Source organism: Catalinimonas locisalis, from assembly GCF_038039535.1.
GTDB lineage: Bacteria > Bacteroidota > Bacteroidia > Cytophagales > Cyclobacteriaceae > Catalinimonas.
Window position 1 is genome coordinate 68,299 of sequence record NZ_JBBPHP010000011.1, and the last position, 23,926, is coordinate 92,224.

16 protein-coding genes are annotated in these 23,926 nt (G+C 44.5%); 12 read left to right on the top strand and 4 right to left on the bottom strand.

Translation table 11 applies throughout. The annotated features are described in order from the left end of the window. Positions 1-10: 10 nt before the first annotated feature. Positions 11-2,008, top strand: a complete 1,998-nt coding sequence (locus tag WJR50_RS15715) for a glycoside hydrolase family 127 protein (protein WP_341294258.1) — start codon at positions 11-13, stop codon at positions 2,006-2,008. Positions 2,009-2,125: 117 nt separating this feature from the next. On the opposite strand, the gene WJR50_RS15720 is transcribed toward WJR50_RS15715, so the two are convergent. Together WJR50_RS15720 and WJR50_RS15725 are read right to left on the bottom strand one after the other, a co-directional pair. Beyond that, the gene (locus WJR50_RS15720) at positions 2,126-3,316 is read right to left on the bottom strand and encodes a trans-sulfuration enzyme family protein (RefSeq protein ID WP_341294259.1); all 1,191 of its coding nucleotides are present in this window, start codon (positions 3,314-3,316) and stop codon (positions 2,126-2,128) included. A 131-nt stretch (positions 3,317-3,447) separates the two neighbouring features. Next, complete coding sequence (locus WJR50_RS15725) at positions 3,448-4,926, bottom strand: Na+/H+ antiporter NhaC family protein (protein WP_341294260.1); 1,479 nt, start codon at positions 4,924-4,926, stop codon at positions 3,448-3,450. 414 nt (positions 4,927-5,340) lie between these two features. On the opposite strand from WJR50_RS15725, the gene WJR50_RS15730 reads away from it, so the two are divergent. The 3 genes from WJR50_RS15730 to WJR50_RS15740 all read left to right on the top strand — a co-directional run bounded on the left by WJR50_RS15730 (position 5,341) and on the right by WJR50_RS15740 (position 9,518). Then, positions 5,341-6,792 (top strand): sulfatase, encoded by a 1,452-nt coding sequence (locus WJR50_RS15730; RefSeq protein ID WP_341294261.1) that lies wholly within the window; start codon positions 5,341-5,343, stop codon positions 6,790-6,792. Positions 6,793-6,837: 45 nt separating this feature from the next. Continuing rightward, entirely contained in the window at positions 6,838-8,478 is a 1,641-nt protein-coding gene (locus WJR50_RS15735; RefSeq protein WP_341294262.1) for a sulfatase family protein, read from the top strand. Between the two features lie 194 nt (positions 8,479-8,672). After that, positions 8,673-9,518, top strand: a complete 846-nt coding sequence (locus WJR50_RS15740) for an HAD family hydrolase (RefSeq protein ID WP_341294263.1) — start codon at positions 8,673-8,675, stop codon at positions 9,516-9,518. Positions 9,519-9,537: 19 nt separating this feature from the next. Here the strand turns inward: WJR50_RS15740 and WJR50_RS15745 are convergent, their stop codons facing one another. Then, positions 9,538-10,632: an endonuclease/exonuclease/phosphatase family protein gene (locus WJR50_RS15745; RefSeq protein ID WP_341294264.1), complete on the bottom strand. Its 1,095-nt coding sequence runs from the start codon at positions 10,630-10,632 to the stop codon at positions 9,538-9,540. A gap of 779 nt (positions 10,633-11,411) precedes the next feature. Between WJR50_RS15745 and WJR50_RS15750 the strand changes: the two genes are divergently transcribed. The 7 genes from WJR50_RS15750 (at position 11,412) to WJR50_RS15780 (ending at position 21,105) form a co-directional block, all read left to right on the top strand. Then, the gene (locus WJR50_RS15750; RefSeq protein ID WP_341294265.1) at positions 11,412-13,040 is read left to right on the top strand and encodes an aminotransferase class V-fold PLP-dependent enzyme; all 1,629 of its coding nucleotides are present in this window, start codon (positions 11,412-11,414) and stop codon (positions 13,038-13,040) included. 75 nt (positions 13,041-13,115) lie between these two features. Then, a complete protein-coding gene (locus WJR50_RS15755; RefSeq protein WP_341294266.1) occupies positions 13,116-14,384 on the top strand; it encodes an amidohydrolase/deacetylase family metallohydrolase in 1,269 nt (422 codons plus the stop codon). Next, complete coding sequence (locus WJR50_RS15760; RefSeq protein ID WP_341294267.1) at positions 14,381-15,631, top strand: amidohydrolase/deacetylase family metallohydrolase; 1,251 nt, start codon at positions 14,381-14,383, stop codon at positions 15,629-15,631. The genes WJR50_RS15755 and WJR50_RS15760 overlap by 4 nt, the downstream gene beginning before the upstream one ends. Positions 15,632-15,664: 33 nt before the next feature. Next, positions 15,665-17,437 carry a PQQ-dependent sugar dehydrogenase gene (locus WJR50_RS15765; protein WP_341294268.1) on the top strand — a complete coding sequence of 591 codons (1,773 nt, stop codon included), beginning with the start codon at positions 15,665-15,667 and terminating at the stop codon, positions 17,435-17,437. Positions 17,438-17,561: 124 nt separating this feature from the next. Continuing rightward, complete coding sequence (locus WJR50_RS15770) at positions 17,562-19,661, top strand: PVC-type heme-binding CxxCH protein (RefSeq protein WP_341294269.1); 2,100 nt, start codon at positions 17,562-17,564, stop codon at positions 19,659-19,661. Between the two features lie 2 nt (positions 19,662-19,663). Further along, the gene (locus tag WJR50_RS15775; RefSeq protein ID WP_341294270.1) at positions 19,664-20,020 is read left to right on the top strand and encodes a high-potential iron-sulfur protein; all 357 of its coding nucleotides are present in this window, start codon (positions 19,664-19,666) and stop codon (positions 20,018-20,020) included. A gap of 101 nt (positions 20,021-20,121) precedes the next feature. Then, the gene (locus WJR50_RS15780) at positions 20,122-21,105 is read left to right on the top strand and encodes an amidohydrolase family protein (RefSeq protein ID WP_341294271.1); all 984 of its coding nucleotides are present in this window, start codon (positions 20,122-20,124) and stop codon (positions 21,103-21,105) included. Between the two features lie 56 nt (positions 21,106-21,161). Here WJR50_RS15780 and WJR50_RS15785 read toward each other — a convergent pair whose 3' ends face one another. Continuing rightward, positions 21,162-21,554, bottom strand: a complete 393-nt coding sequence (locus WJR50_RS15785) for a hypothetical protein (protein WP_341294272.1) — start codon at positions 21,552-21,554, stop codon at positions 21,162-21,164. A 251-nt stretch (positions 21,555-21,805) separates the two neighbouring features. On the opposite strand from WJR50_RS15785, the gene WJR50_RS15790 reads away from it, so the two are divergent. Further along, the gene (locus tag WJR50_RS15790) at positions 21,806-23,827 is read left to right on the top strand and encodes a sensor histidine kinase (protein WP_341294273.1); all 2,022 of its coding nucleotides are present in this window, start codon (positions 21,806-21,808) and stop codon (positions 23,825-23,827) included. Positions 23,828-23,926: the final 99 nt, after the last annotated feature.

The window sequence follows — 23,926 nt, forward strand, 5'->3', positions numbered from 1 at the left end:
ACCTATTGCTATGAAATCAATACCAAAAATGATTGTCCTGAGCTTATGTTGGCTTTCCTTTTTGCCCACTGCGAATGTACAGGCTCAAATGTCGGATTACCCCATCCAGCCTGTAGATTTTACGGAAGTCTACCTTACCGAAGGCTTCTGGAGAGACCGACTGAACACCGTTTCGGATGTGACCATTCCCTATGCTTTTCAGAAATGTGAGGAGACCGGCAGAATCAACAACTTCATCTACGCCGGTGGATTGAAAGAAGGCAAATTTGAAGGAGACTTCGGCTTTGACGATTCCGATGTGTACAAAATTATGGAAGGAGCAGCCTATAGCCTGATGCTCAAAGAAAACCCGGAGATGGAAGCTTATCTGGATAAGCTAGTCTCCTACCTGGAAGCAGCTCAGGAAGATGATGGCTATCTCTATACTTCCTGGACGCTCAAAGCCAATGAGTACAACGACTTTATCTGCTGCTCCTACGATCCTGCCGGACGTTTTGAAGGTTCCCGCATGAGCCACGAACTTTATAATGCCGGACATATGTATGAGGCAGCGGTGGCCCACTACAGAGCTACCGGAAAAGATGATTTTCTCAACATTGCCATCCGCAATGCGGATTTGGTCTACCAGCTTTGTGTAGAGGAAGGCAAAACCTATTATCCCGGGCATCAGGAAATTGAAATTGGCTTAGTAAAACTTTATAGAGTTACCGGAAATGAAAAGTACCTGAAACTTGCCAAGTTGTTTTTAGACAGAAGGGGCAAAGGTTTACGCACTTATGAGAATGAAGGTGAGCATTTAGCAACTTATGCCCTTTATTCTCAGGACCACAAGCCTGTGACGGAGCAGGAAGAAGCACTGGGACATTCCGTAAGGGCAGCGTATATGTATTCTTCTATGGCGGACATCGCTGCCATCATGGGAGATAAGGCTTATCTGGAGGCTTCCGATAAATTGTGGGAAAATATTGTCAGCAAAAAAATGTACGTAACCGGAGGGCTGGGTGCTGGCAATGGCATAGAAGGCTTTGATGTGGCTTACGCTCTGCCCAATGACGCTTATGCGGAAACCTGCGCGGCCATTGCTAATGTGTACTGGAATCATCGCATGTTTTTACTGCACGGAGACGCCAAATATATAGATGTGTTAGAGCGTACGCTCTATAATGGCTTGATCGCTGGTCTTTCAATGGAAGGGGAGACATTTTTTTATCCCAACCCCCTGGAATTTAACGGAGAATCCACCTTTAATCAGGGAGCGGTTTGCCGTAGCGAGTGGTTTGACTGTTCCTGCTGTCCTTCCAATCTTTCCCGCTTTGTACCCTCGGTAGGAGGCTATGTATATGCGGTGGATGATGAAGATGTCTATGTCAACCTCTTTATGAATAACCAGACTGAGGTGGAGGTCAACGACCAGCAACTCGTGCTGGAACAGGTAACCAATTATCCCTGGGAGGGCGATATCAGTATTAAAATCAATAATGAACAGCCGGTCAAAGCGAACCTGATGATCAGGATTCCGGGTTGGTCAGAAAATGAAGCCGTACCCAGCGACCTGTATACTTTTACAAAAAAGTCCAACAAAAAAGCTACGATCAAAGTCAATGGTAAAGATTATATATTTAGCAAAAAGAACGGCTATGCTGTTGTGGAAGGTGAGTGGAAAAAAGGAGATCAGCTGGATATACAGTTCCCGATGGAAGTCAAGACAGTAAAAAGCCATGAAAAAGTAACCGCCAATAGAGGAAAAGTAGCGGTTGAAAGAGGACCCTTGGTGTACTGTGCCGAAGGCGTAGACAATAAGGGTCATGCCATGGATATTCATCTGGATAGCCAATCACCTTTCAGCGTAGAGTACAAAAAAGACCTGCTACATGGCGTAACAGTGCTCACTGGAAAAGGCTGGGTAAACGCTGAAAGTGAAAAAATGGACGTACAACTCATCCCTTACTATTCCTGGAGCCACAGAGACATCAGCCCCATGTCGGTATGGTTGTATGAAGGAAAGTAAGCTGAAAAGGTGAGATGAAATTGAAGAAACCTTTGGCGGACCTTCAGTAGCAAAAGAAAACAATAGCCCTTTAATAAAGTAAGTTAGAGGGCTATTTACTTTTATTACCGCATATAATCACTGTATCACTTTCAGGGCTGTATCCAGATCATGGATCAGGTCCTGAGCGTTCTCCAGCCCCACCGAGATACGCATATCCCCCAGGGAAATGCCCATAGCACCAAACTGTTCAGGACTCAGCTCCTTCAGGTAACTAATGGCAGGCGCGTAAATGAGGCTTTCATGTCCTCCCCAGCTTACGCCGATTTTGAAAAGCTTCAGGCTGTTGACGAAGGCTTTGATGCTGTCCAGATCTTCGGTAGCCAGCTGAAAACTCATCAGTCCAGTATAACCTTTCATCTGCTTCTTACCCAAATCATACTGTGGAAAGCTTTCCAGTCCGGGGTAGCGTACCAAGCGTATTTTGGGGTGTTTGTCAAGGAAAGCAGCCACCTGCAAGCCGTTTTCCTGATGCAGCCGCAAACGCATAGGTAGGGTACGCAGGCTGCGTAGTATTAGCCAGGCTTCAAAAGGAGCCATTTTGGCACCCAGCCACTCATACTCCCGGGTAGCGATAGAGTCTATATCTTCTGCTTTTCCCATGATCACGCCAGCCACAACATCACTGTGTCCGCCAATATATTTGGAGCAGGAATGTACCTCCATGTCAATGCCCATCGCCAGTGCAGGCTGGAAGATAGGCGTAGCCCAGGTATTGTCAATGATGGTGCGAATATTTCGGGACCTTGCCAAATCCGCAACTGCCTTGAGGTCTTGCAGGCTGAACACCGCCGAAGAAGGGCTTTCCAGATAGATCAAACGGGTCTTGTCACGAATGGCATGCTCAAAATCCTCCACCTTGTCACCTGCCACGAAAGTCACTTCTATGCCCATCTTTTTGGTGAGATAATTGGTTAGCAGATTATTGGCCGGGCCATAGATATTTTTGATGGCAATCACATGATCTCCTGCATTGATGCAGTGGAGGATGGCTGCTGAGATTGCCCCCATGCCGGAAGGAAAGAGTTGCGTTTTTTCGGCTCCGGCCAGCAGTGCCAGTTTACGTTCAGCAATAAGTGTGGTAGGGTTTTTACCCCTGGAATAGATAAAGTGACTGGTTCGGTCTTCGTAAGCCTGGTCAATAGCTTCCCAGCTCTCAAAGGTGAAAAGGGAGTTTTGAAAGATCGGAGGTACTACCGCACCCTCGTACTTACTCCTCTCTTCTCCATAGTGCATTAAAAGCGTTTCTAAAGATAGTTTCTCTTCCATATTTTTTATTTTGTTAGTGCTGTTGCTGAATGTGTTAGATAGGTTGAATGTTTACCCTGAATTTATTTCAGGGTCTGGTTAAACGTTTGTCCATAGTCATAGGGTTCTGCCTTTTGCGCTCAACAAAGTGTTTAGTTCTCTTGAATAATCTCTGTTTCTATCTGCTGATTGTGTTCTTTGTCAGAAGTTTTGTCTCCATAAAAACAGCCTATACCCGTGATGGCCAGTACCGGAGCTACCACCAGGTTGACCAGCGACATCAATTGCCAGTGCCAGTATTCTCCAAAAGGTACGCCCAGTGTAGAAACCATAAAAATGCTGGTAGCTGTCCAGGGAATGATACTTTCTATCATGGTACCGTAATCCTCAATAGAGCGTGATAGTACTTTTCGCGGAATCCTAAACTTATCGTAGCGGGATTTAAAGGCATCCCCGATGATGAAACTGGTTGCGTTCTGATTGGAAGTGATGGCATTGGTCACCGCAGTCGCCAATAGCGAAGAGATGACTACCGAAGGGCGGGTGCGAGTAAAGCCAAAAACCTTGTCCACAATGGTAGGCATGACCTCAATCATGTCCATGGCTCCGATAAAGATCAGCACCATGATGGAAAAGATGATAGGCTCGTTGAGCGCATACAGTCCGCCCCGGTTAAACAGCGCTGCCATATTAGCAGGCATGCCTGGCAGCCAGTCAGCCATCTGCACATCAAAGCCCGTGTAGGCAGCCAGTAATATGTCGCCCCCCGAATACGGCTGGAAAATAAAGGCCAGCAGGCAGGCTACTAAGGAAGAAGTAAGCAGCGTGGGCAGGGTCGCGATTCTGCGGATAGAGCCATAGAGAACGATGAGCGGAGGAAGGAGCAGGAGTATATTAAAATTAAACATACTGCTGATGGTATCCAGCGTTTGGGTAATCTGCGGATCGGAAATATCAGTCTTGGCAGGAGGATAGAAGAAACCTAATATAAAATAGATTATTCCGGCGATGATGGCAGATGGCACTGTAGAATACAACATGGAGCGAATGTGGGCGTACAAAGGAATTTCCGTAGCCAGCGCCGCCATATTGGTGGTATCGGAGAGGGGAGAAAGCTTATCGCCGAAGTAAGCGCCTCCAATGATCGCTCCGGCAGTGATGCCCAGGTTGGCATCCACCGCCATGGCTACGCCCATGACCACCGCGCCTATGGTACCCACCGAACCCCAGGAAGTACCGGTGAGCATAGAGAAGATGATGGGGGTAAAGAAAGCCAGAATATACAGATAGCTGGGGTCAATCAGTTTGATGCCGTAGTAAATCAGCATGGGAATGGTACCGCTGACAATCCAGGTGCCAATAATAATACCGATGGCAAAGAGGATAAGTACAACCGGAAAACCCTGAGCGAGCTTGGCGATGAAGGCTTTTTGTATGTCTTCCCAGGGAAATCCCAGCAGCATCAGTTCGCCTATGGTAAATATGGCAGCCAGCAGAAAAACGATTTCCAGGGGAAAGGGAGAAAGTCCGTAAAACTGAGGGCGAAGCACCAGCCCGTAGGTGATGAGAACCGTGAGGAAAATTAAGGGCAGGAGTATGTAAATGAACCTTAGAGGTTTTTTCTGATGCATTTGAGGCATAGGGCTGATTTAATTTTTTTGAAGCTCCAATAATCGGGGATTATATTGAAAAACTGAAATTAGAGGATATCCCCCCATGCTCGTGAGCTTAACATTTCAACCCAGCACCAAACGAGGAGTTAGCTACGCCTGACACAAACTATAAAGAATTGAGTAGCGCTTTTTGAAAAGAGCTGCTGAAAAAAAAGCAGGCAATGGATAAGAAACTATCAGCTTGCCAGGTAATCAGGCTAGTGTCTATGAAGATAAAAGATCAGTCTAACCTCACACACATTGTATAAAATTAAATAATTGATAATCAGTGCTTTGTATGATTTTCTCTTTGTTGAGCTAAAAAAATATAACATATTGGGTATTGCTTTACCCTGGATGTTACAGGAGTCATTAGACAAACTACACAAGAGAATGCTTATACTTAAAAAAGTAGAAGTGACCTTTCAACTGAGCATTGCAACAGTGCTAATCGGGCTACTGCTGTTCACTTTTTCAGCTAAAGCCCAGCAGCCTGCCAATGTGCAGCCCAACATCATTTTTGTACTGGCCGATGATTTAGGCTGGGCTGACATCAACTGCTTTGATCCTTTGAATCGTCAGTACTACGAAACACCCAATATTGACAGGCTGGCGCAGGAGGGTATGAAATTTACTCAGGCTTATACCAATGCTGCCAACTGCTCACCCACCCGAGCAGCGCTGATCAGCGGGCAGTATTATCCGCACCAGCCGATTTATCATGTCGGTAACTCTCCTTCGGGTAAAATGATATCGGCTCCCAACGCGCATGAACTCCCTGCTGATAAGATTACGATAGCGGAGGCGCTGAAAGTAGGCGGGTATACTACTGCGCTTATCGGGAAGTGGCATATCGGTGATTCTCCCACTACTGGTCCTGAACAGCAAGGTTTTGATATCAATATCGGAGGCTATAATATGGGCAATCCCGGAGGTTGGGAGGGTGGATACTTTCAGCCGAACAATAACCCTTATATTGAGGACGCAAAGGAGGGTGAATACCTGACCGACTATCTTACCCGGAAGGCAACAGAATTTATTGAAGGGCACCAAAATCAGCCATTTTACCTACAGTTGACTTATTACACCCCTCATACTCCCTTACAGGCCCCAGAAGACTTGGTTGAAAAGTACAGCAAGAAAAAAGGTAAAGCTGGACATAATAACCCAGCTTACGCTGCCATGATAGAATCACTGGATCAGAACGTAGGAAAGTTGATGCATAGATTGGATGAGCTTGGAGTGGCCGAAAACACCATTTTCATCTTTTATTCTGACAATGGGGGAGTAGGTAGTTATGATTACCTCAACCACGCCAAAGATAACATCACCGACAATGCTCCTTTGAAGGGAGGCAAAGCCAACTTTTACGAGGGTGGGATAAGAGTGCCTTTGATCATTCGCTGGCCGAAAGTGATTGATGCAGGAGCGCAGACTGAAGAACCCGTCATTGGCATTGATTTTTATCCTACCTTTCTGGAGGCAGCAGGGCTTGAAAAGCAAGAGAACTACCTGCTGGATGGGCTTAGCCTGCTTCCTCTGTTCCAAAATCCTGAGGCTAACCTAGAACGTCAGTCTCTTTACTGGCATTTTCCGGGCTACCCCAATAATCCCTGGCGTACCGGTCCGGTAAGTGTAATCCGTCAGGGGACCTGGAAGTTGCTGAAGTTTTATGAAACGAATCGGCTTGAACTTTATAATCTCAATCAGGATATGAGCGAGCAATACAATATTGCCAATGAACAGGCTGAAGTACGCGATAGGCTGCAAGCGCAACTGGAAGTATGGTTAGAAGAGAATCAGGCTCCTATGCCCAAAAGTCGCGCAGAGGACATGCAGAAATAATGCTTATATTGAAAAATTGATACAACCTAACTTATAGACAAACTTATGAATCGTATTTTTTTATTGACATGCTGCCTATTCTTTTGTCTGCCTACTTTATGGGCTCAATCAGGCGGACAAGAATTAACGATTGAGCGAATTCCCAATGCTCAACCTAAAAATGTGATTTTTATTCTGAGTGATGATCACCGTTTTGATTTTATGGGTTTTACGGGTAAGGTGCCCTGGCTGGAAACGCCCAATATGGACCGACTTGCATCAGAAGGCGCTTATTTTCCCAATACTTTTGTAACCACTTCGCTTTGTTCTCCCAGCCGGGCATCGATCCTTACCGGCCAGTTTTCTCACACCCATACTGTGGTGGATAACTCCGCTCCCGCTCCTGAAGACCTGGTTTACTTTCCTCAGTATTTGCAGGAAGCAGGTTATCAGACCAGCTTTTTTGGCAAATGGCATATGGGAGGTGATGAAGATGATCCTCGTCCCGGCTTTGACCACTGGGAGAGCTTCAAGGGGCAGGGCGTTTACTATAATCCTACGCTCAACATCAATGGCGAAAGAAAAAGCTATGGCGACTCTACCTACATCACCGATCTGCTGACCGAGCATGCAGTGGAATGGTTGAAAAACAGAGAAGAAGAAAAGCCTTTCTTCCTCTATCTCTCTCATAAAGCAGTTCATGCTGAATTTATGCCTGCTCAGCGCCATATGGGTAAGTACGAGAATGAGAAAATAATGCTACCCCCCTCTTTTTATACTTCGGCCCAGCCTGTCAAAGGAAAGAGCAATCCTTACGGTTTACCTCGTTACACCGGTACCACCAATAATCTTGAAGAGAAAGTAGATTATCCTCAGGGCTTTCTGGACGAAAGAGCTGCTAAGGCTGGTGCTTTTGTTAAACCAGCCAGCGGAGAAGAATATTACGGAGAATTCAGAACCCCTGACTGGCAGAAGATGCAGCGTGAGAGCTGGCACGGGGTGGATTATATGTACCACGGTAGTATGGATTTTGAGACTTTCTACAAAAGATATTGCGAGACCTTACTGGGCGTAGATGAAAGTGTAGGCGCAGTGCTGGATTATCTGGAAGAGCAGGGACTGGCCGAATCCACGTTGGTGATCTACATGGGAGATAATGGCTTTTCTTTCGGAGAGCATGGCCTGATTGACAAACGCCATTTTTACGAAGAATCGGTAAAAGTACCTTTCCTGGTGAGGTATCCTGAAGTGCTGGAAGGCAATCAGGTGATTGATAAGATGATACAGAATATAGATGTGGCGCCTACCATTCTGGAACTGGCCGGTGTAAAGAAACCCGAACAGATGCAGGGACAGTCAATCATGCCGATACTGAAAGGAGAAGAAGTGGACTGGAGAGACCGTATCTTTTATGAATATTATTGGGAAAATGCTTTTCCGCAAACGCCAACCATGCATGGTGTACGCACCGACCGTTATAAGTTGATCCGCTATCATGGTGTATGGGATACCAATGAGTTTTATGATCTGCAGGAAGACCCTTACGAGATGCATAACCTATACGGCAGTGAAGACCATCAGGAGTTGATAGAGCTGCTTACCACTGAAGTATATGACTGGCTGGAGGGAACCGGAGGTATGCAGATTCCGCTGAAGCGCTCAGGTGGCCGCTTCGGTGATCATCGCAACCCAGCTGAATTTGAGTAAACATCATAATATATCCAGTACTTGCTAAGCAATCTATATTGATTTTTTTAAGGTTTGAGAAAGGGCTCATCCCGAGCCCTTTTCTATGATCAACTCAGAGCTTACTTACAATACAGGATAATCCATTCATGAGTGTAGGCTTAACATATTGTCTGCTTAGGCGTTGTGAAGTTGACTCAAACCCATGACGATTTATGACAGATGTTACTTTACCCTTAAAAGAGAAGATTGCTGTTGTTTTTGATTTTGACGAGACACTTGCTCCCCCTACACACCTCAGTATGCTGGAAAAAACGGGCATTGATGGTGAGGAGCGGGAAGATTTTGTGAAGCATTTGCTCAATGAGGGGTGGGAGAAAATTCTGGCCCGGGCATATTCATGGATCAAATACAGCCAGGCCTCCAGCCCTACAATTACCCGAGAGATGTTTCAATCTGTGGGAGAAGAATTAGCGCTTTATGATGGAGTAGATACACTATTTGACCGATTACGCAGTTTCTGCCCTCACGAGAGTATTGACCTGGAGTTTTACTTACTTACTGCCGGTTTTGTAGAAGTTCCGCAGGCAACTTCTATCGCTCATGAGTTTAAAGAAATCTGGGGAGGTGCCTATGCCTTCAATGAGGATGATGAACTCATATTTATCAAACATATCATTACGCACGAGGAAAAAAGAGAATATATCCAGCAGCTGGCCAAAGGAACCGGCACTGATGGTCCTAATGTTCCGGCTGATACGCATCAGCATGTGGATGAAGAAGATATGTACATCCCTTTTACGCAGATCATTTACGTGGGTGATGGCTCCAGCGACCGCCCGGCTTTTTCTCTTCTGCATGAAAAGGGAGGCTTTGCAATTGGACTTGCCAAAGATAATTCTGCTGCATGGAAAGAAAACGACAAGCTGAAAAAGAACCAAAAGGTGGATAACTTACTGCAGGTAGACTATACCGAAGGTTCAGAACTTATGCAATGTTTAAAATTGGCAGTTGAATGCATCAGCAAACGAATTTTACTGCGAAAAGTGGGTAAGTCTTAAACAGAAAAAAGTAAGAGCATCATTCTGCTGAGCTCAGCACCAGTTCTACATAGATTGGGAAATGATCGGAACCAAACTCGCCCAGGCGCGCCAGGCGGATGAATTTGAAATCATCAGTCACGTACACATGATCAAGGGGCCAGCGAAATATCGCAGACTGGGCATTAAATGAATTGTACAAACCTCGGCCCACCCGTACATCTTCTAGCGCTCCTCTTGATTGAAAAAGTCGGGAGGTATTAGACCAGGCCACATCATTAAAGTCACCTGCCACTAGGGCGGGAGAGTCGTTTTGCACAACCATTTGTCCTACTTTTAGCAAGGCAAACTCCTTTTCTCCCTTGTTATCCGGATGCTTGCTGTGTACAGGGGGTACCGGGTGTACACCGTGGAAACGAAAGTACTGCCCGCTGGGTAACTGTACATCAGTATGGAAGGAAGGCACATCCTCATGATGTAAAAATTTAGTTTGCATATTTACCAAAGGAAAGCGGGAGTAGAGTGCCATACCGTAAGTATTGTCAGTAGGATATTCGTGGTGGTAAGTATACTGACTATGGAGGGGGTGAAGTGCCTGTATCCACCATTGGTTAGTTTCCATCACCAATACCATATCAGGGTTTATCCGTTCAACTATATTTAAAAAAGACGTGTCTTGCTGATTATGCATGTACACATTAGCGATCAGCAATTTTACCTTATTATCCGAGACCGTTTCCGAGGAATCAACGGACACAACGGTTTTTTTAGCCAGTGGAGTATAAGGAAGTATAAAGTATAGCTGCAATCCAATGGTAAATGTAACGCCGACTATCAAAGCAACAGGCCAGAACGACCAGCGATAATTCAGTATGGCTAAGATGAGTAGGCATCCCAATCCTAGCATTAAAAACTGTAGTCGGGGGAAGTCAAGCGCCTTAATCCACCACACATTTACATCATACAGTAATGAGAGTAATGTGGCTCCAATCAATAGCACGCTTAGACAGGCTACACTGTAGTAAATAACTTTTTTAAGCGTATTCAATAGGTTAAGTTTAAAAAATGAGCATACAAACTGTAAGGTTTGAACCGCTCCGGTAGGATAGTGTTCACTTGAAAGGCTTCCTGCCAAGTGAAAATGATTAAGGTATTTGTATCTCTTTAGCCAAACTTGCTCCTACGCAATCTTAGGATTACGTATCAATAGCCTGTTCTAAAAAGTAATCCCATGCCTGATGCAGGCAAAGCACTCTTTTTTTATTATTGCGCTTAAGGCTAGCAATAACCATCCTTTTTATTAGGCTTTGAAAGTTAGATATTTTCAGCTATTCAGACTAAGAGAGAAGTCATCCCAACGAGTATCAATTCATAAGGGCAGAATATTTCAGGTGCTTAGATGTAAGAGGCCTGGTAGCTATTTTTTGGATAGAAAAGGCATAAGTAGGACAGTATATGGTGATTAAGGAAGCATTGGATGGAAGGACATTAGAAAAATTATAACAGGCTTGAATTTCATTTTTAGCTATGATTTGAGTAAAATGTGTCTTCTTAAAAATAAAAATCATAAGTAAGGAGACACTATTAGTTTAAATCATTGCTTTGTAGCAAGATACTCTCTTCAGTTTTTAATTGAAGTGGATAAATGAAGCAAAGTCTGTAGGGTAGCAAATTAAAAATTAATAAGCTTGATTCCCAGGTTTGTGTCGCACAAAATGGAATTTCAACCGCAAAGCAAAATGTGAGAACACTTGACCTAGGGTAAGCGGAGAGCAATATTAATTTTTAATGTGCGGGGCTAGAGACTTTGCCCTCATTCATGATTTCAGTCTTGAAGACTGAAACTAGTTTTTAATTTAATGTAAATAAGTCTTCATACTTACTTCTATCTAACCTAATCTATCAATCACTACCATGAATCGCCGAGAAATTATCAAGCAACTTTCAGTTTTACCATTGGTAGGGGGAGTGCTCCCCCATGAGTCCATGCTTAAAGCTTCTGCTTCCCCTAGCATACTTTCATCACTTGGCTCAGAAAAAGCCAAACAGAATATCTACAATTCCATAGGAGTAGATACAATAGTCAACTGCCGGGGTACCTTCACCATTATCGGTGGCTCTATTGAAAGACCGGAAGTACTGGAAGCCATGGAAGCCGCTTCCGGGTATTTTGTACAGTATGATGAACTGGCCTATGGTATAGGCAAGCGACTGGGAGAAATTACCAAATCTCCCTGGGGTATGGTTTCCTCCGGCTGCGCCGCCGGGCTTAAGCATGTCACCGCAGCTTGTGTTACCGGAGGAAATCCCGAAAAGCTGGTGCGTATCCCTGACCTTACAGGTTTTGAGAAAACAGAAGTGATCATTCCCCGCTATTCCCGCAATGTGTATGATCATGCCGTAAGAAATGTAGGGGTAAAAGTCATTGAGGTAGAAACACCTGAAGAACTGGAAAAAGCCATCAATGAAAGGACTGCCATGATCTATATCATGACCGGAAGAAATTCAGAAACCGGCCAGCCACTTTCGCTGGAAGTAATCGCCAGCATCGCCCAACCTAAAAACGTACCCATCTTAGCGGATGCAGCCGCTGAAGATCTTACCATTCCCTGCGTACATCTGGAAAAAGGTGCCACAGTGGTCGCTTACAGTGGGGGAAAAGCCCTTTGCGGTCCCCAATGCGCAGGCTTGCTGATAGGAGACAAAGACCTGCTGATGTCGGCCTGGCAGGCCAGCTCTCCCCACCATGGTCCGGGACGGGATAATAAGGTAGGTAAAGAAGAAATGCTGGGCATGCTGGCTGCTGTAGAAGCCTGGACTATCAGAGACCACAAAGAGGAATGGAATACCTGGCTCTCCTGGCTGGATGAAATCGCCAGGAAGGTGACCAAAATTGAGGGTGTGACTAGCCATGTTACTGAACCAAGCGGTCTCTCTAACCATGCTCCGGTACTGCATCTCAGCTGGGACCCTGATCAATTACATATCACCGGAGACGAACTGGCAGAAGAACTGGCCAGAAATAAACCCCGGGTAGCCATTGGCAGTCGTAATGAGGATGGTATGACCTCAGTCAATATTACGCCCAACCAGATGAGGGAAGAAAATGTGAAAGTAGTCGCTGATCGTATTTATGGCGTACTTTCTCAACAAAGAGGTCCCAGAAAAACTGATCTTGCCGCGGCAAAAGCGGATGTGAGCGGACACTGGGAAGTAGAAGTTAAATATTTTACCAGCACAAGTAAGCATGCGCTGTTCCTGGAGCAGGATGGTAACTGGGTGCAGGGAACGCATAAAGCTGACTTTAGTATGCAGGATGTGGTAGGTATGGTGGAAAACGATGTGGTAAAACTGAGCAGCAGGCAACGCGCATCTGGAGATTCTATCACTTTCCTTTTTTCCGGTAAGGTTACCGGAGATGCCATCAAAGGCTCTATTTATCTGGGAGAATACCTCACGGCTGAGTTTACTGCCAGACGTGCAAAATACGATCACGAACGCAGACCTGTAGTAATTCCCGGTGGCCCCCCACTAGCTACCTGATTAGCAGTCAATGGGCCATGGATATTCATGTATTAAATTACTCAATCAAGTGTTCACCATCATTTCGTGCACCTAATGTATAAGTATGCGTATTTTATCGTCTTTTTTGTTTGTCTAACCTTCTCCTCTTCTTCTTTTGCCCAGGAGTTAGATATCTTATTGAAAGGGGGACATGTCATTGACCCTAAAAACAACATAAACGCTGTCATGGATATTGGTATTACTGATAGCAAAATAGCTCAGGTAGCGGCCAATATCCCGGAAAGCAATGCTGAAAAAGTAATTCGTGTAGATGGCTTATATGTTACGCCGGGTTTGATAGACATGCACGTGCATGTGTTTCAGGGTAATGAGCCAGGCTCGTATATCGCCAACGGGCCTACCAGCGTAGCACCTGATGGTTTTACTTTCCGCTCAGGTGTCACCACCGTAGTAGACGCCGGTTCTTCTGGATGGAGAAATTTCCGTCAGTTCAAAGAGCAGACCATTGATAAGGCGGATACCAGGGTGCTTGCGCTGCTCAACATTGTGGGCACGGGTATGTATGGCCGATTTGAGGAGCAGGATGTAAGCGATATGAATCCCGTCATGACCGCCCATATGATTACGAAGTTGTATCCTGAAATCTTGGTGGGGATCAAAGCAGCGCATTATTGGGGTGACTTCACTCAGGTAGATAAAGCTGTGGAAGCAGGTGAACTGGCCGATGTACCGGTAATGGTGGATTTTGGAGAGCATGATCCTCCCTTATCTATTGAGTCCTTGTATATGGAGCATCTGCGTCCGGGAGATATCTTCACCCATACCTATTCCTATGGACCCAGTCAGAGGGAAACCATAGTAGACGAGAATGATAAGGTAAAGCCTTTTGTGTTTGAAGCACAGAAAAGAGGGATCGTTTTTGATGTGGGGCACGGAGGTGGTGCCTTTTCCTGGCGTCAGGCCGTACCTGCTATGGAGCAGGGCTTTGTCGCCAATGTCATCAGTACGGATCTGCACACTCAAAGCATGAATGCTGGAATGAAAGACCTGAGCAATGTACTATCAAAGTTCATGGCCATGGGCTTGAGTCTGGAAGATGCTATTACAAGAGCTACCTGGGCTCCTGCTCAGGTCATTGGCAAAGAAGAACTGGGACATCTCAGCGTAGGTGCGGAAGCGGATGTGGCAGTATTCAAGCTGCGAGAAGGCGATTTTGGCTTTGTAGATGTGAGGAGGAAAACGCTCCCCGGAAAAGAAAAGCTGGAAACGGAACTTACCCTTCGTGCCGGTAGAGTAGTATGGGACTTGAATGGCATCAGCATGGAGGATTGGAAAAGCGAGATGAACAAAGCAGGAAAATGAGCCATCCCATAATGACAGGCATCAGGAAATCATTGCTGGTGTCAATATTTCTTATACTTCCTCTACTCATCCAGGCTCAGGAGATTGATTTGCTGCTTAAGGGGGGACATGTATTTGATCTTAAGAATAATATTGATACACTCATGGACGTGGCGATCGCTGACGGTAAAATTTATCAGCTAGCCCCCTCTATCTCCGAAAAAGAAGCGAAAAAAGTAATTGAGGTGAAAGGTTTGTATGTCTGCCCCGGCCTGATAGACATCCATACCCATGTTTTTGTGGGCAGCAAAGTGGGACAGTTTGCCGATGGTATCTACAGCCTCTCACCCGATGATTTTACCCTGAAAGCAGGCATTACTACAGTAGTAGATGCCGGTACTTCCGGATGGAGGAATTTTCCGAAATTTAAAGAACAGGTCATTGAGCCTTCCAAAACCAGAGTGCTGGCTTTTCTGAACATCGCCGGTTCGGGCATGAGCGGAAATCCTGGCCAGCAGGATATTGAGGACATGGAAGTAGAGCAGACAGTGAAGGTGATGCGGCAGTATCCTGATATCATTGTGGGGGTTAAAATCGGCCATTACGAAGGAAGCGAATGGACTCCTTTTGAAAGAGCCTTGTTGGCGGGTCAACAAACGGAAAAGCCTCTTTTCGTAGAATGTCATTTACCGCAGTACTCCCTGCAAGATCAGTTGAGTCGTATGAGGCCTGGGGATATCATCACTCATGCTTACGAAAAAGTGGATGAACGCATGTCGGTCATTGATGAGCAGGGAAACGTGAGGCCTTTTGTGATGGAAGCCAAAGAAAGAGGTGTTTTGTTTGACTTAGGCCATGGAGGGGCGGGCTTCTGGTATAGCGAAGCCATGCCTGCCCTGCAGCAGGGGCTTTGGCCCAATTCCTTTGGCACCGATCTGCATCGCTTCAGCATGAATGCCGGGATGAAAGATATGCTGAATGTGATGTCAAAATATTTAAGCATGGGCATGCCCTTAAATGAAGTGCTGCTCCGTGCCACCTGGAATCCTGCAAAGTCCATCCAAAGAGAAGACCTGGGTCATTTGAGTGAAGGAGCGGTAGCAGATATTGCTGTTTTACGACTAAGAGAGGGAGAATTTGGTTATGTAGATGCAGGAGGTAACAGGCTGGAAGGTAAGCAGAAGTTTGAAGCTGAACTGACGATTCGCGCCGGAAAAGTAGTCTGGGATCTGAATGGTATTTCTGCACAGGCATATGAAAAAGAGTGACAATTCTTGAAGCTATTATCCGCATTAATCTTTATGAGAAAACTTGTTTGGTTAGGCCTGATCATGAGCCTTTGCGCATGTAATCCATACCATGAATTGCCATTAGCTGATCCCGATAACGGCGGACTATTTTTACCCGTTGGTTTTGAGGCCCTGGTAGTGGCCGATAGCATCGGCAGAGCAAGGCACCTCGCCGTTAACGATAATGGTGATATTTATGTAAAACTGAGTTCTTCAGATAGCCTGAGGGGCGGTAATATCGCGCTTCGGGATACTAATGGCGATGGTAAGGCTGATATTATTCAGAGGTTTGGTACTGAAGGTAGCCAAAGAACTTCTTACGGTACAGGCATGCTTATCCATAATAATTATTTGTACTATAGCTCAGCCACAACACTTTATCGACAGAAGTTAAGCGATGGCGAACTGATTCCCAGCAGTGAAAAGGAAGTCGTCTTGCGGGATGATCACGAGCATGGTGTTCACTGGCATATCACCAAACCGGTAGCCTTTGACAATCAGGGATATATGTATGTTCCCTTTGGTGCTCCTTCCAATGCCTGTCAGGAGCTAAGCGCTACTCCTAACGGGGCCACCAATGGAGAGGGACTGGACCCTTGCCCTGAACTTGAGGAACATGGAGGAATATGGAGGTTTAAGGCAGATCAGACTGGCCTGACCCAGAAGGATGGTGAACGCTATGCAAACGGTATTCGCTCGGTGGTGGCTATGGATTGGAATTCGGTAGATGAGCATCTGTACATTATGATGCACGGAAGGGATAATCTGCACAGCCTCTATCCTGATCGTTTTACTGCCTGGCAAAGTGCAGTACTACCCTCAGAAGAGTTTTTGAGAATAGAAGAAGGGGCGGATTATGGCTGGCCTTATTGCTATTATGATCAGATGCAGGGCAGAAAAGTACTGGCACCAGAGTATGGCGGCGATGGCAACATCATTGGCAGGTGTGCCGATATGGATTTGCCGGTAATGGGTTTTCCCGGGCACTGGGCACCCAATGATTTACTGTTTTATCATGGGAGCCAGTTTCCTGAGCGATACAAAGAGGGGGCTTTTATCGCTTTTCATGGTTCTACCAACCGCGCCCCTTATCCGCAGTCAGGATACATCGTGGTATTTGTACCTTTTGAAAATGGACAGGCACAAGGGCATTGGGAAGTATTTGCCGATGGCTTTAGCGGTACCGATACTTTAGTCAATACCAGTGATGCAAAATACCGACCGGTAGGACTGGCAGAGGGGCCGGATGGCTCATTGTACATTACCGAGTCTAATCAGGGTAAAATATGGCGCGTGATGTACAAAGGTGAGGGCGATAATTTTGGTGAAGAGGACCTGGCGTCAATGGAAGAGCGCAAGCTTTTATCCCATATCAAAACTCCCGATGTAGTGCATGACGATCTGCAAAGAAATCTGCTGGCCGGCCAGAAACTATACAATACATATTGTGGCAGCTGTCATCAGCAGAATGGTAAGGGAGTGATAGGGCGTTTCCCTCCTTTAGATGGCACTGAACGGGTAAATGGAGATAAAAGCGCATTAATTGAAATTGTGTTGAATGGCCTGCAAGGCAGTATTGAAGTGAAAGGTGAGGTTTATAATGGAGTTATGCCCCAGCATAGCTTTTTGAGTGATGAGGAAGTGGCTGAAATTCTCAGCTTTGTCAGGCAAAATTTTGGTAATCAGGCCACTGAAGTAAGCCCTGAAGAGGTAGCAGCAGTACGAAAAAAGTTTGCTTCATCTATGAGTGATATTAAAAATACCGTTAGCCATAACTTGCAGTAGATGAACGTTTGAAAATACCATCAGGGCATCTGCTATTCTTTTGCAAGAGCAAATAATTATTTACATTAGGTAGACCTACACGGCATTTGCCAGTCCTTAAAGTTGAAATATATCCAGTAGCTGAATGAAATTTTTTTTTACTACCTCACTGCTTCTATATGTGTTTTTAAGTATTTCCTGTAATAAGGAGGATCACTATACTGATGCACTCACACCAGAGCAGGCACTGCAAAGCTTTCAGCTTCATGATGACTTCACAATAGAGGTATTTGCAGCAGAACCGTATGTCATGGACCCGGTCTCAATGATATTTGATGAGCAGGGAAATATCTATGTGGTTGAGATGCCCGACTATCCTTACAAGCCCAAAGAAGGTGAAGGAAAAGGGCGTATTAAATTACTCATAGATCATGATCATGACGGTAGAATTGATGAAGCCAAAATATTTGCCGATACTCTCTCTGAAGCTACCAGTATTTTACCCTGGCAAGGTGGACTGCTCGTCACTTCTGCCCCCCATATCTACTATCTGAAAGATACAGATGGAGATTTTAAAGCGGATGAAAAAGAAATCCTATTTAGTGGATTTTTTGAGAACAATTCTGAAGCACAGATCACCAATTTGAGTTTTAGTGTAGACAACTGGGTTTATGCTGCCAATCATGGACAGGCCGGTGAAGTAAGCTATAGCAGAAAGCCCAATATGCCTCCCCTGGCTATGCAGGGAGGAGATTTTCGCTTTCGTCTGGACAAAGATACTTTTGCACTGGCCACCGGCCCGGCGCAGTTTGGGCTTGCTATCAACGACTGGGGGCATCGTTTTATGACCCAAAATACTATCCATATCCGCCATGCCGTAATTCCCAAAAGGTATATGGACCGAAATACCTATATGCCGACTGCTTCGGCCATATTAAATATTTCTGATCATGATCTGCGCATGTTTCAGGAAACGCCACCCCCTTACTGGAGAGCAGAGCGGACACGCAGAAGGCAGCAGCAATATGATGAGCAGGGGCTGGATAGGGTAGAATACGCCGAGGATTATTTTACAGGTTCTTCGGGAGGGACCGTATATGCAGGAGATGCCTTCCCAGAAGAGTTTTATGGAAATGTGTTTACCGGAGATGTAGCAGGTAATCTCGTACATAGAGATGTATTGACATTAACAAATGAAAGTCCGGCCTATATTGCCAAAAGGCATGAGTCTGAGCAGGAAAAAGAGTTCTTATCTTCTACTGACCCCTGGTTCCGTCCGGCAAACTTCACGCTAGGTCCGGATGGTTATTTGTATGTCATTGATATGTATCGTCAACATATTGAAACTCCCTTGTCAATTCCCGAAGACCTGAAAGCGGATATGGATTTTATGAATGGCAGTGAGATGGGAAGAATATATCGCATCAGGCCGGTGAATGCAGATGCAAAAGAAAAAATCATTCCTGATATGAGCACTATGAGTGCTCAGCAATTGGTTGATTTGCTCGCCCATCCCAATCAGTGGTGGCGGCTGCAGGCACAGCGATTACTGCTGGAGAGACAAGATGAATCGGTAGTGCCTGAAGTAGCCAGTATGTTTAGTCAACATGCAGACCCGAGAGTAAGATTGCATGCCTTCTATGTATTGGAAGGGCTGAATAAGTTGGATGAAGACATGCTAAAGCAGGCCATGATGGATGCTCATCCTGCTGTGCGCGAACATGGAATTATCTTAGCCGAACGGTATCCGGATATGCTGAGTAGTGTGATTGAATGCCTGAAAGATTCCTCTGCCCGGGTAGCTTTTCAGGCCTGCCTGAGTTTAGGTGAATATGAGGATGATGAAACCGTACGGGCGATGGCTGAGGTGATCAGCCAAAAAGGAGAAGACTCCTGGTTTCAAAAGGCTGTCCTGAGTTCTGAAGCTGGTTCATCCTTTGATTTGCTGCTATCTCTTGCTACAGAGCATACTTTTTTTCAGGAAGCGGCAGACTGGAAGCAAAGCTTTTTAGCAGATATTGCTTATGTAATAGGAGGCAGGCATCAGCAAAAAGAAATACTGACTTATCTAAACTGGTTAGAAAACATGGAAGCAAACTGGAAAAGAGCAGGAGTAGAGGGGCTACTCAAAGGTTTAAAGAAAAGTGAAGACTCAGCATTTGTGGAAGGAATGGAAATCAATGAAGATAAGAATGCAACTGAAGTGATAGAAGAACTGACAAATCATTTTATACAGTCCATTTAGATATGATATTAGAAAAGTGTAGCCGGAGAACTTTTATACGCCAACATATAGGACTCGCTACAACCTTTATAAGCTGGGGATTGATTTTACAGAACTGTACTTCCAAAAAATCAGAAACGGAACAGAATAGGGAAATAACTTCCGCCAATCCATGTCAGGAACTGAGTGAGGTAAGTGAAGAGGAAATACAAAAGAGGGAGAACCTGGGCTACGTAAATGAGTCTCCTATTGAGGAAAATCAGTGCAATAATTGCAATTTGTATTTACCTCCGGGAGATAAAAAATGTGGTGGATGTATGCTCTTTAAAGGACCGGTAGAAGCGGAGGGATATTGTACCTATTGGGCTCCTGTAGTATAGCTTAAGAGCAGCAAAACACTGAAAATTTGATTTTATTAATAACCCCTTTACTCAAGTGAGCATATCCGATTTGCTCTCCTGATATGTACAACCCATTAGCTATGAAGCCTACTTTACACTCCAGACGTATTTTTATCAAGCAAAACGCTAAGCTTGGTTTGAGCGCGGCACTTTCTTTTTCAGCAGCACCAGCTGTGCTGGAAAAATTGTCAAATAAAAATTCCGGCTTTGCTGATGAGCCAATTATAGATATCCACCAACATACGAACTATAGCGGACGAAGCCATGAACAAATGATCGCTCACCAGAGAAAAATGGGAATCAGCAAAACCATACTGCTTCCTGCTGGTCGTCCGGTGGTTTCAGCATCTACCCATGAAGGATTTGCCAATGGATTACAGGCCGAAGCGGGTGGTAATGAAAGCTGTTATGCGCTGGCGCAGCAATATCCCGGTGAATTTTACTTTGCCGCTAATGAAGTTCCGGATATCCCTGAAGCCGTAAGCGAAATTGAAAAGTATCTGAAATTAGGTGCTAAAATCATTGCAGAATCCAAATTCGGTGTGGCATGCGATTCTCCTGAAATGCAAAAGATTTTTGCGTTAGGTCAGGAATATGACGTGCCGGTACTGATGCACTGGCAGCATGAAATGTACAATTATGGCTTTGATCGCTTTTATAAAATGCTGGAAAAATACCCCAAAGTCAACTTTATTGGACATGCACAAACCTGGTGGGCCAACATTGATAAAAATCATAAGGACCAAAGTATTCTTTATCCAAAAGGAAAAGCAACTGACGGGGGAATTACGGACAGACTGCTCAGTGATTATCCCAATATGTATGGTGATATGTCTGCTGGCTCAGGGCTTAATGCCTTGCTGAGAGATGAAGAGCATGCGATAGGATTTATGGAACGCCATCAGGATAAATTGCTTTACGGAAGTGATTGTAATGATGAAGTAGGTGAAGGGAAAGAGTGCCAGGGAACGCAAACTATTGCGACAATCAAGCGATTGGCACCCAGTAATACCATTACTAGAAAATTACTTTATGAGAATGCCAGAGAACTATTCAAGCTCTGAACATACTATTCTCTCATGTTTTAGAGGTAAATTTATCTGCCTCTCTGAATACCAATTCAGTTCAAAGCCAGTACCAGGCAACACAGTGACATCAGGATGGTCAGCGTACCAAAACCATATCTTTCTATTGGACTTTTCGCGGCAAAATTTCCCAGGGTATTGAGCACAAAAAAAGCAAACAAAACCCACATGCTTCCTTTGATGACTGACGGATTATCTAAAAAATGAAGGTATCCCATGCGCAGCGCTACCAGCATGGTGAAAATCGCCAAAATGAAAAGTGAAATAAATTCCATGCGGAGCAGCTGCTGCCGACTTTTTATCTTACCTCCCCATACAATGTCGTGGGGTACAAGACCTAGCATAATAAGAATGTGCAAGACAAAAAAGAGCGATAGCATGCTGAATAGGGCTTTACCTGCCAACTCAGTGCTAATGAGCGTTTCCATAGTATTTCTGTTTGATAAGCGTTGAAGTTGAGCATTTGCCAAGCCTTGGAATCATGACAAGAATTTACATGCAATATAGCCTTATCCTGAAAAATAAGGGTTTATTAGGGTAAAGATCATGAAAATTAATCCTTTTCAGAAAGGACTATGGGCTAGGAGTTTCTTAAAAAAAGTAAATTAATACGCTTTTTCTTATATTCGGTTTAAAGTGTAGCTGCCTTCTCACTCCACTTTCATTAGTAACCTCAGATATGAACCTACACCCTTACTCTCGCGATGAGCTTGAAAGGCTTTCCAAGCAGGAATTAATTACATTATTTTTAGATCGTCACAACCATTCAACCTCTGAGCATACTTCAGCACCTGACCAAAGTCATAACAGAGAAAATCCTGATGCAAGTGATCAATCTCCTTTTTATCAATTGGTAGCTGAAAATTTTCCTAATGGCGCGTTGGCGATAGTAGACAGAGAGGGGCGATATCAGTTTGTTGCCGGTAAGGAACTGGAAAAGTTGGGAAAAACTCCTGATGACTTTATAGGAAAACCCCTTACTGTGCTTCCTGTAAGTTCCACTGCAGAAAAAGATCTCCAACGAACACTTTACTCAACGCTGCAAGGCCAAAACTGCAAGCTGGAAGTAACTTTTAATACTAACACCTACATCATTCATACTATTCCGTTGATCTTCAAAAATGGGAAAGTTGATCAGATATTGGCGTTACTGCAAAATATAACCGATCAGAAGAAAGCCTTAACAGAGGTACAATATCAAAAAGCCCAACTGGAATCTTTGATAGAAAACGTGGATGATGCCATCTGGTCAATTGACAATGAAAATACGCTTACGATGGCCAACTCAGCCTTCTATGGAGCGCTTAAACGTCTTTATAAGGCCAATATTCTGCCTGGCCAGAAAATTCATGAGCAGGTTACTTATGAGCAGTTTGTTATTCCCTACCGAAGGGATGTTGACCCGCTTCAATATTTGGAAAAATGGCAGGAGTATCAAGAACGGGCTTTTCAGGGGGAGAAGGTTACAGCTGAAATCCTTTACCCTTTTCGGTTCAAAGAATTGTGCATACGTATTTCTTTAAATCCGATTTTTGATGCTTACAAAAAAGTTATGGGTATCACTTTTTACGTGCATGACGTTACGGATTTGCGAAAAGCCTTGAATATGGCGCAGCATCAGGAGCAACAGTTTAAAGCACTGGCTGAAAACATCCCCGGTGTGGTTTATATCACCCGTTTAAGTCCGCAGTACGAATGTTTGTATATAAGCAGCCAGGTGGAGCACTTGACAGGGTACGCTGCTGATGAGTTTACGAATGGTAAATTGAATATCAAAGACTTAATGCACCCTGATGATGTGGAAGTAGTGCGAAAGGATTACAAAGAAGCACTACAGAGTCAGAGGTCTTACCAGTTTGTCTACCGCATGAAACACAGCCAGGGGCATTATATTTGGATAGAGGAGCACGGAATTGCGATAAAACAAGAGAGTAGTCTTGTTCTGGAAGGGGTAATCTTTGACATAAGTGTGAAAAAAGGATATGAGGAACAACTGGAAAATCAAAACCAACATCTAAGAAAAGTCAATGCCGAATTAGATCATTTTGCTTACAGTGTCTCTCATGACCTCAGAGCACCACTTACTTCAGCTATGGGCTTACTGACTCTATTACAATTAGAAAAACAACCTCATCAACAACAAAAGTATATTAAGATTATAAATGATAACCTTCAAAGGCTAGATGCTTTTATTCAAGACATAATCCTCCTCTCCAAAAATGTTCGTACGGATATTGAAATAACCAATATTGATTTTAAAGAAATCCTCCAGGAAGTAACGGAGTCACAAAAATATGGGCTTGAAACGGACAAAGTGCATATAGAAATACAGGTCAGGCAGCGAAAACCATTCTACTCAGACCGCAGGCGGTTAAAGATTATTTTGAACAATTTGATTTCCAATGCCTTGAAGTACAGTTTTTTGCGAAGAGAAAATCCATTTGCTCATGTCTCAGTAATTGTTGAAAATTCTTCAGTCAGGATAAAAGTTGTAGATAATGGAATCGGTATACACAAAGAACATCTACCCAAGATTTTTAATATGTTTTATCGTGCTACTGACCGTAAATCAGGAACCGGTTTAGGCTTATATTTGGTAAAAGAAACACTGGAGAAGTTAGGCGGCAGCATTCAGGTAGAATCCACCTACGGAGAAGGTACAAGTTTTGAAGTAGTGGTTCCTGAAACGCATTCTGCGTGAAAAATAAAGCAAAGGTTATTGTCTGGCAAGTTTAGTTGAATGCCTGTAGCCAAGCGATATAAGAACTTGGCTGAAGTGGATGAAACCTAAGAGATACTG

Excerpts from the sequence above, each read along its gene's own strand:
- WJR50_RS15715 (WP_341294258.1), top strand. The coding sequence starts at position 11 with ATGAAATCAATACCAAAAATGATTGTCCTGAGCTTATGTTGGCTTTCC.
- WJR50_RS15720 (WP_341294259.1), bottom strand. The coding sequence starts at position 3,316 with ATGGAAGAGAAACTATCTTTAGAAACGCTTTTAATGCACTATGGAGAA.
- WJR50_RS15725 (WP_341294260.1), bottom strand. The coding sequence starts at position 4,926 with ATGCATCAGAAAAAACCTCTAAGGTTCATTTACATACTCCTGCCCTTA.
- WJR50_RS15730 (WP_341294261.1), top strand. The coding sequence starts at position 5,341 with ATGCTTATACTTAAAAAAGTAGAAGTGACCTTTCAACTGAGCATTGCA.
- WJR50_RS15735 (WP_341294262.1), top strand. The coding sequence starts at position 6,838 with ATGAATCGTATTTTTTTATTGACATGCTGCCTATTCTTTTGTCTGCCT.
- WJR50_RS15740 (WP_341294263.1), top strand. The coding sequence starts at position 8,673 with ATGACAGATGTTACTTTACCCTTAAAAGAGAAGATTGCTGTTGTTTTT.
- WJR50_RS15750 (WP_341294265.1), top strand. The coding sequence starts at position 11,412 with ATGAATCGCCGAGAAATTATCAAGCAACTTTCAGTTTTACCATTGGTA.
- WJR50_RS15755 (WP_341294266.1), top strand. The coding sequence starts at position 13,116 with ATGTATAAGTATGCGTATTTTATCGTCTTTTTTGTTTGTCTAACCTTC.
- WJR50_RS15760 (WP_341294267.1), top strand. The coding sequence starts at position 14,381 with ATGAGCCATCCCATAATGACAGGCATCAGGAAATCATTGCTGGTGTCA.
- WJR50_RS15765 (WP_341294268.1), top strand. The coding sequence starts at position 15,665 with ATGAGAAAACTTGTTTGGTTAGGCCTGATCATGAGCCTTTGCGCATGT.
- WJR50_RS15770 (WP_341294269.1), top strand. The coding sequence starts at position 17,562 with ATGAAATTTTTTTTTACTACCTCACTGCTTCTATATGTGTTTTTAAGT.
- WJR50_RS15775 (WP_341294270.1), top strand. The coding sequence starts at position 19,664 with ATGATATTAGAAAAGTGTAGCCGGAGAACTTTTATACGCCAACATATA.
- WJR50_RS15780 (WP_341294271.1), top strand. The coding sequence starts at position 20,122 with ATGAAGCCTACTTTACACTCCAGACGTATTTTTATCAAGCAAAACGCT.
- WJR50_RS15785 (WP_341294272.1), bottom strand. The coding sequence starts at position 21,554 with ATGGAAACGCTCATTAGCACTGAGTTGGCAGGTAAAGCCCTATTCAGC.
- WJR50_RS15790 (WP_341294273.1), top strand. The coding sequence starts at position 21,806 with ATGAACCTACACCCTTACTCTCGCGATGAGCTTGAAAGGCTTTCCAAG.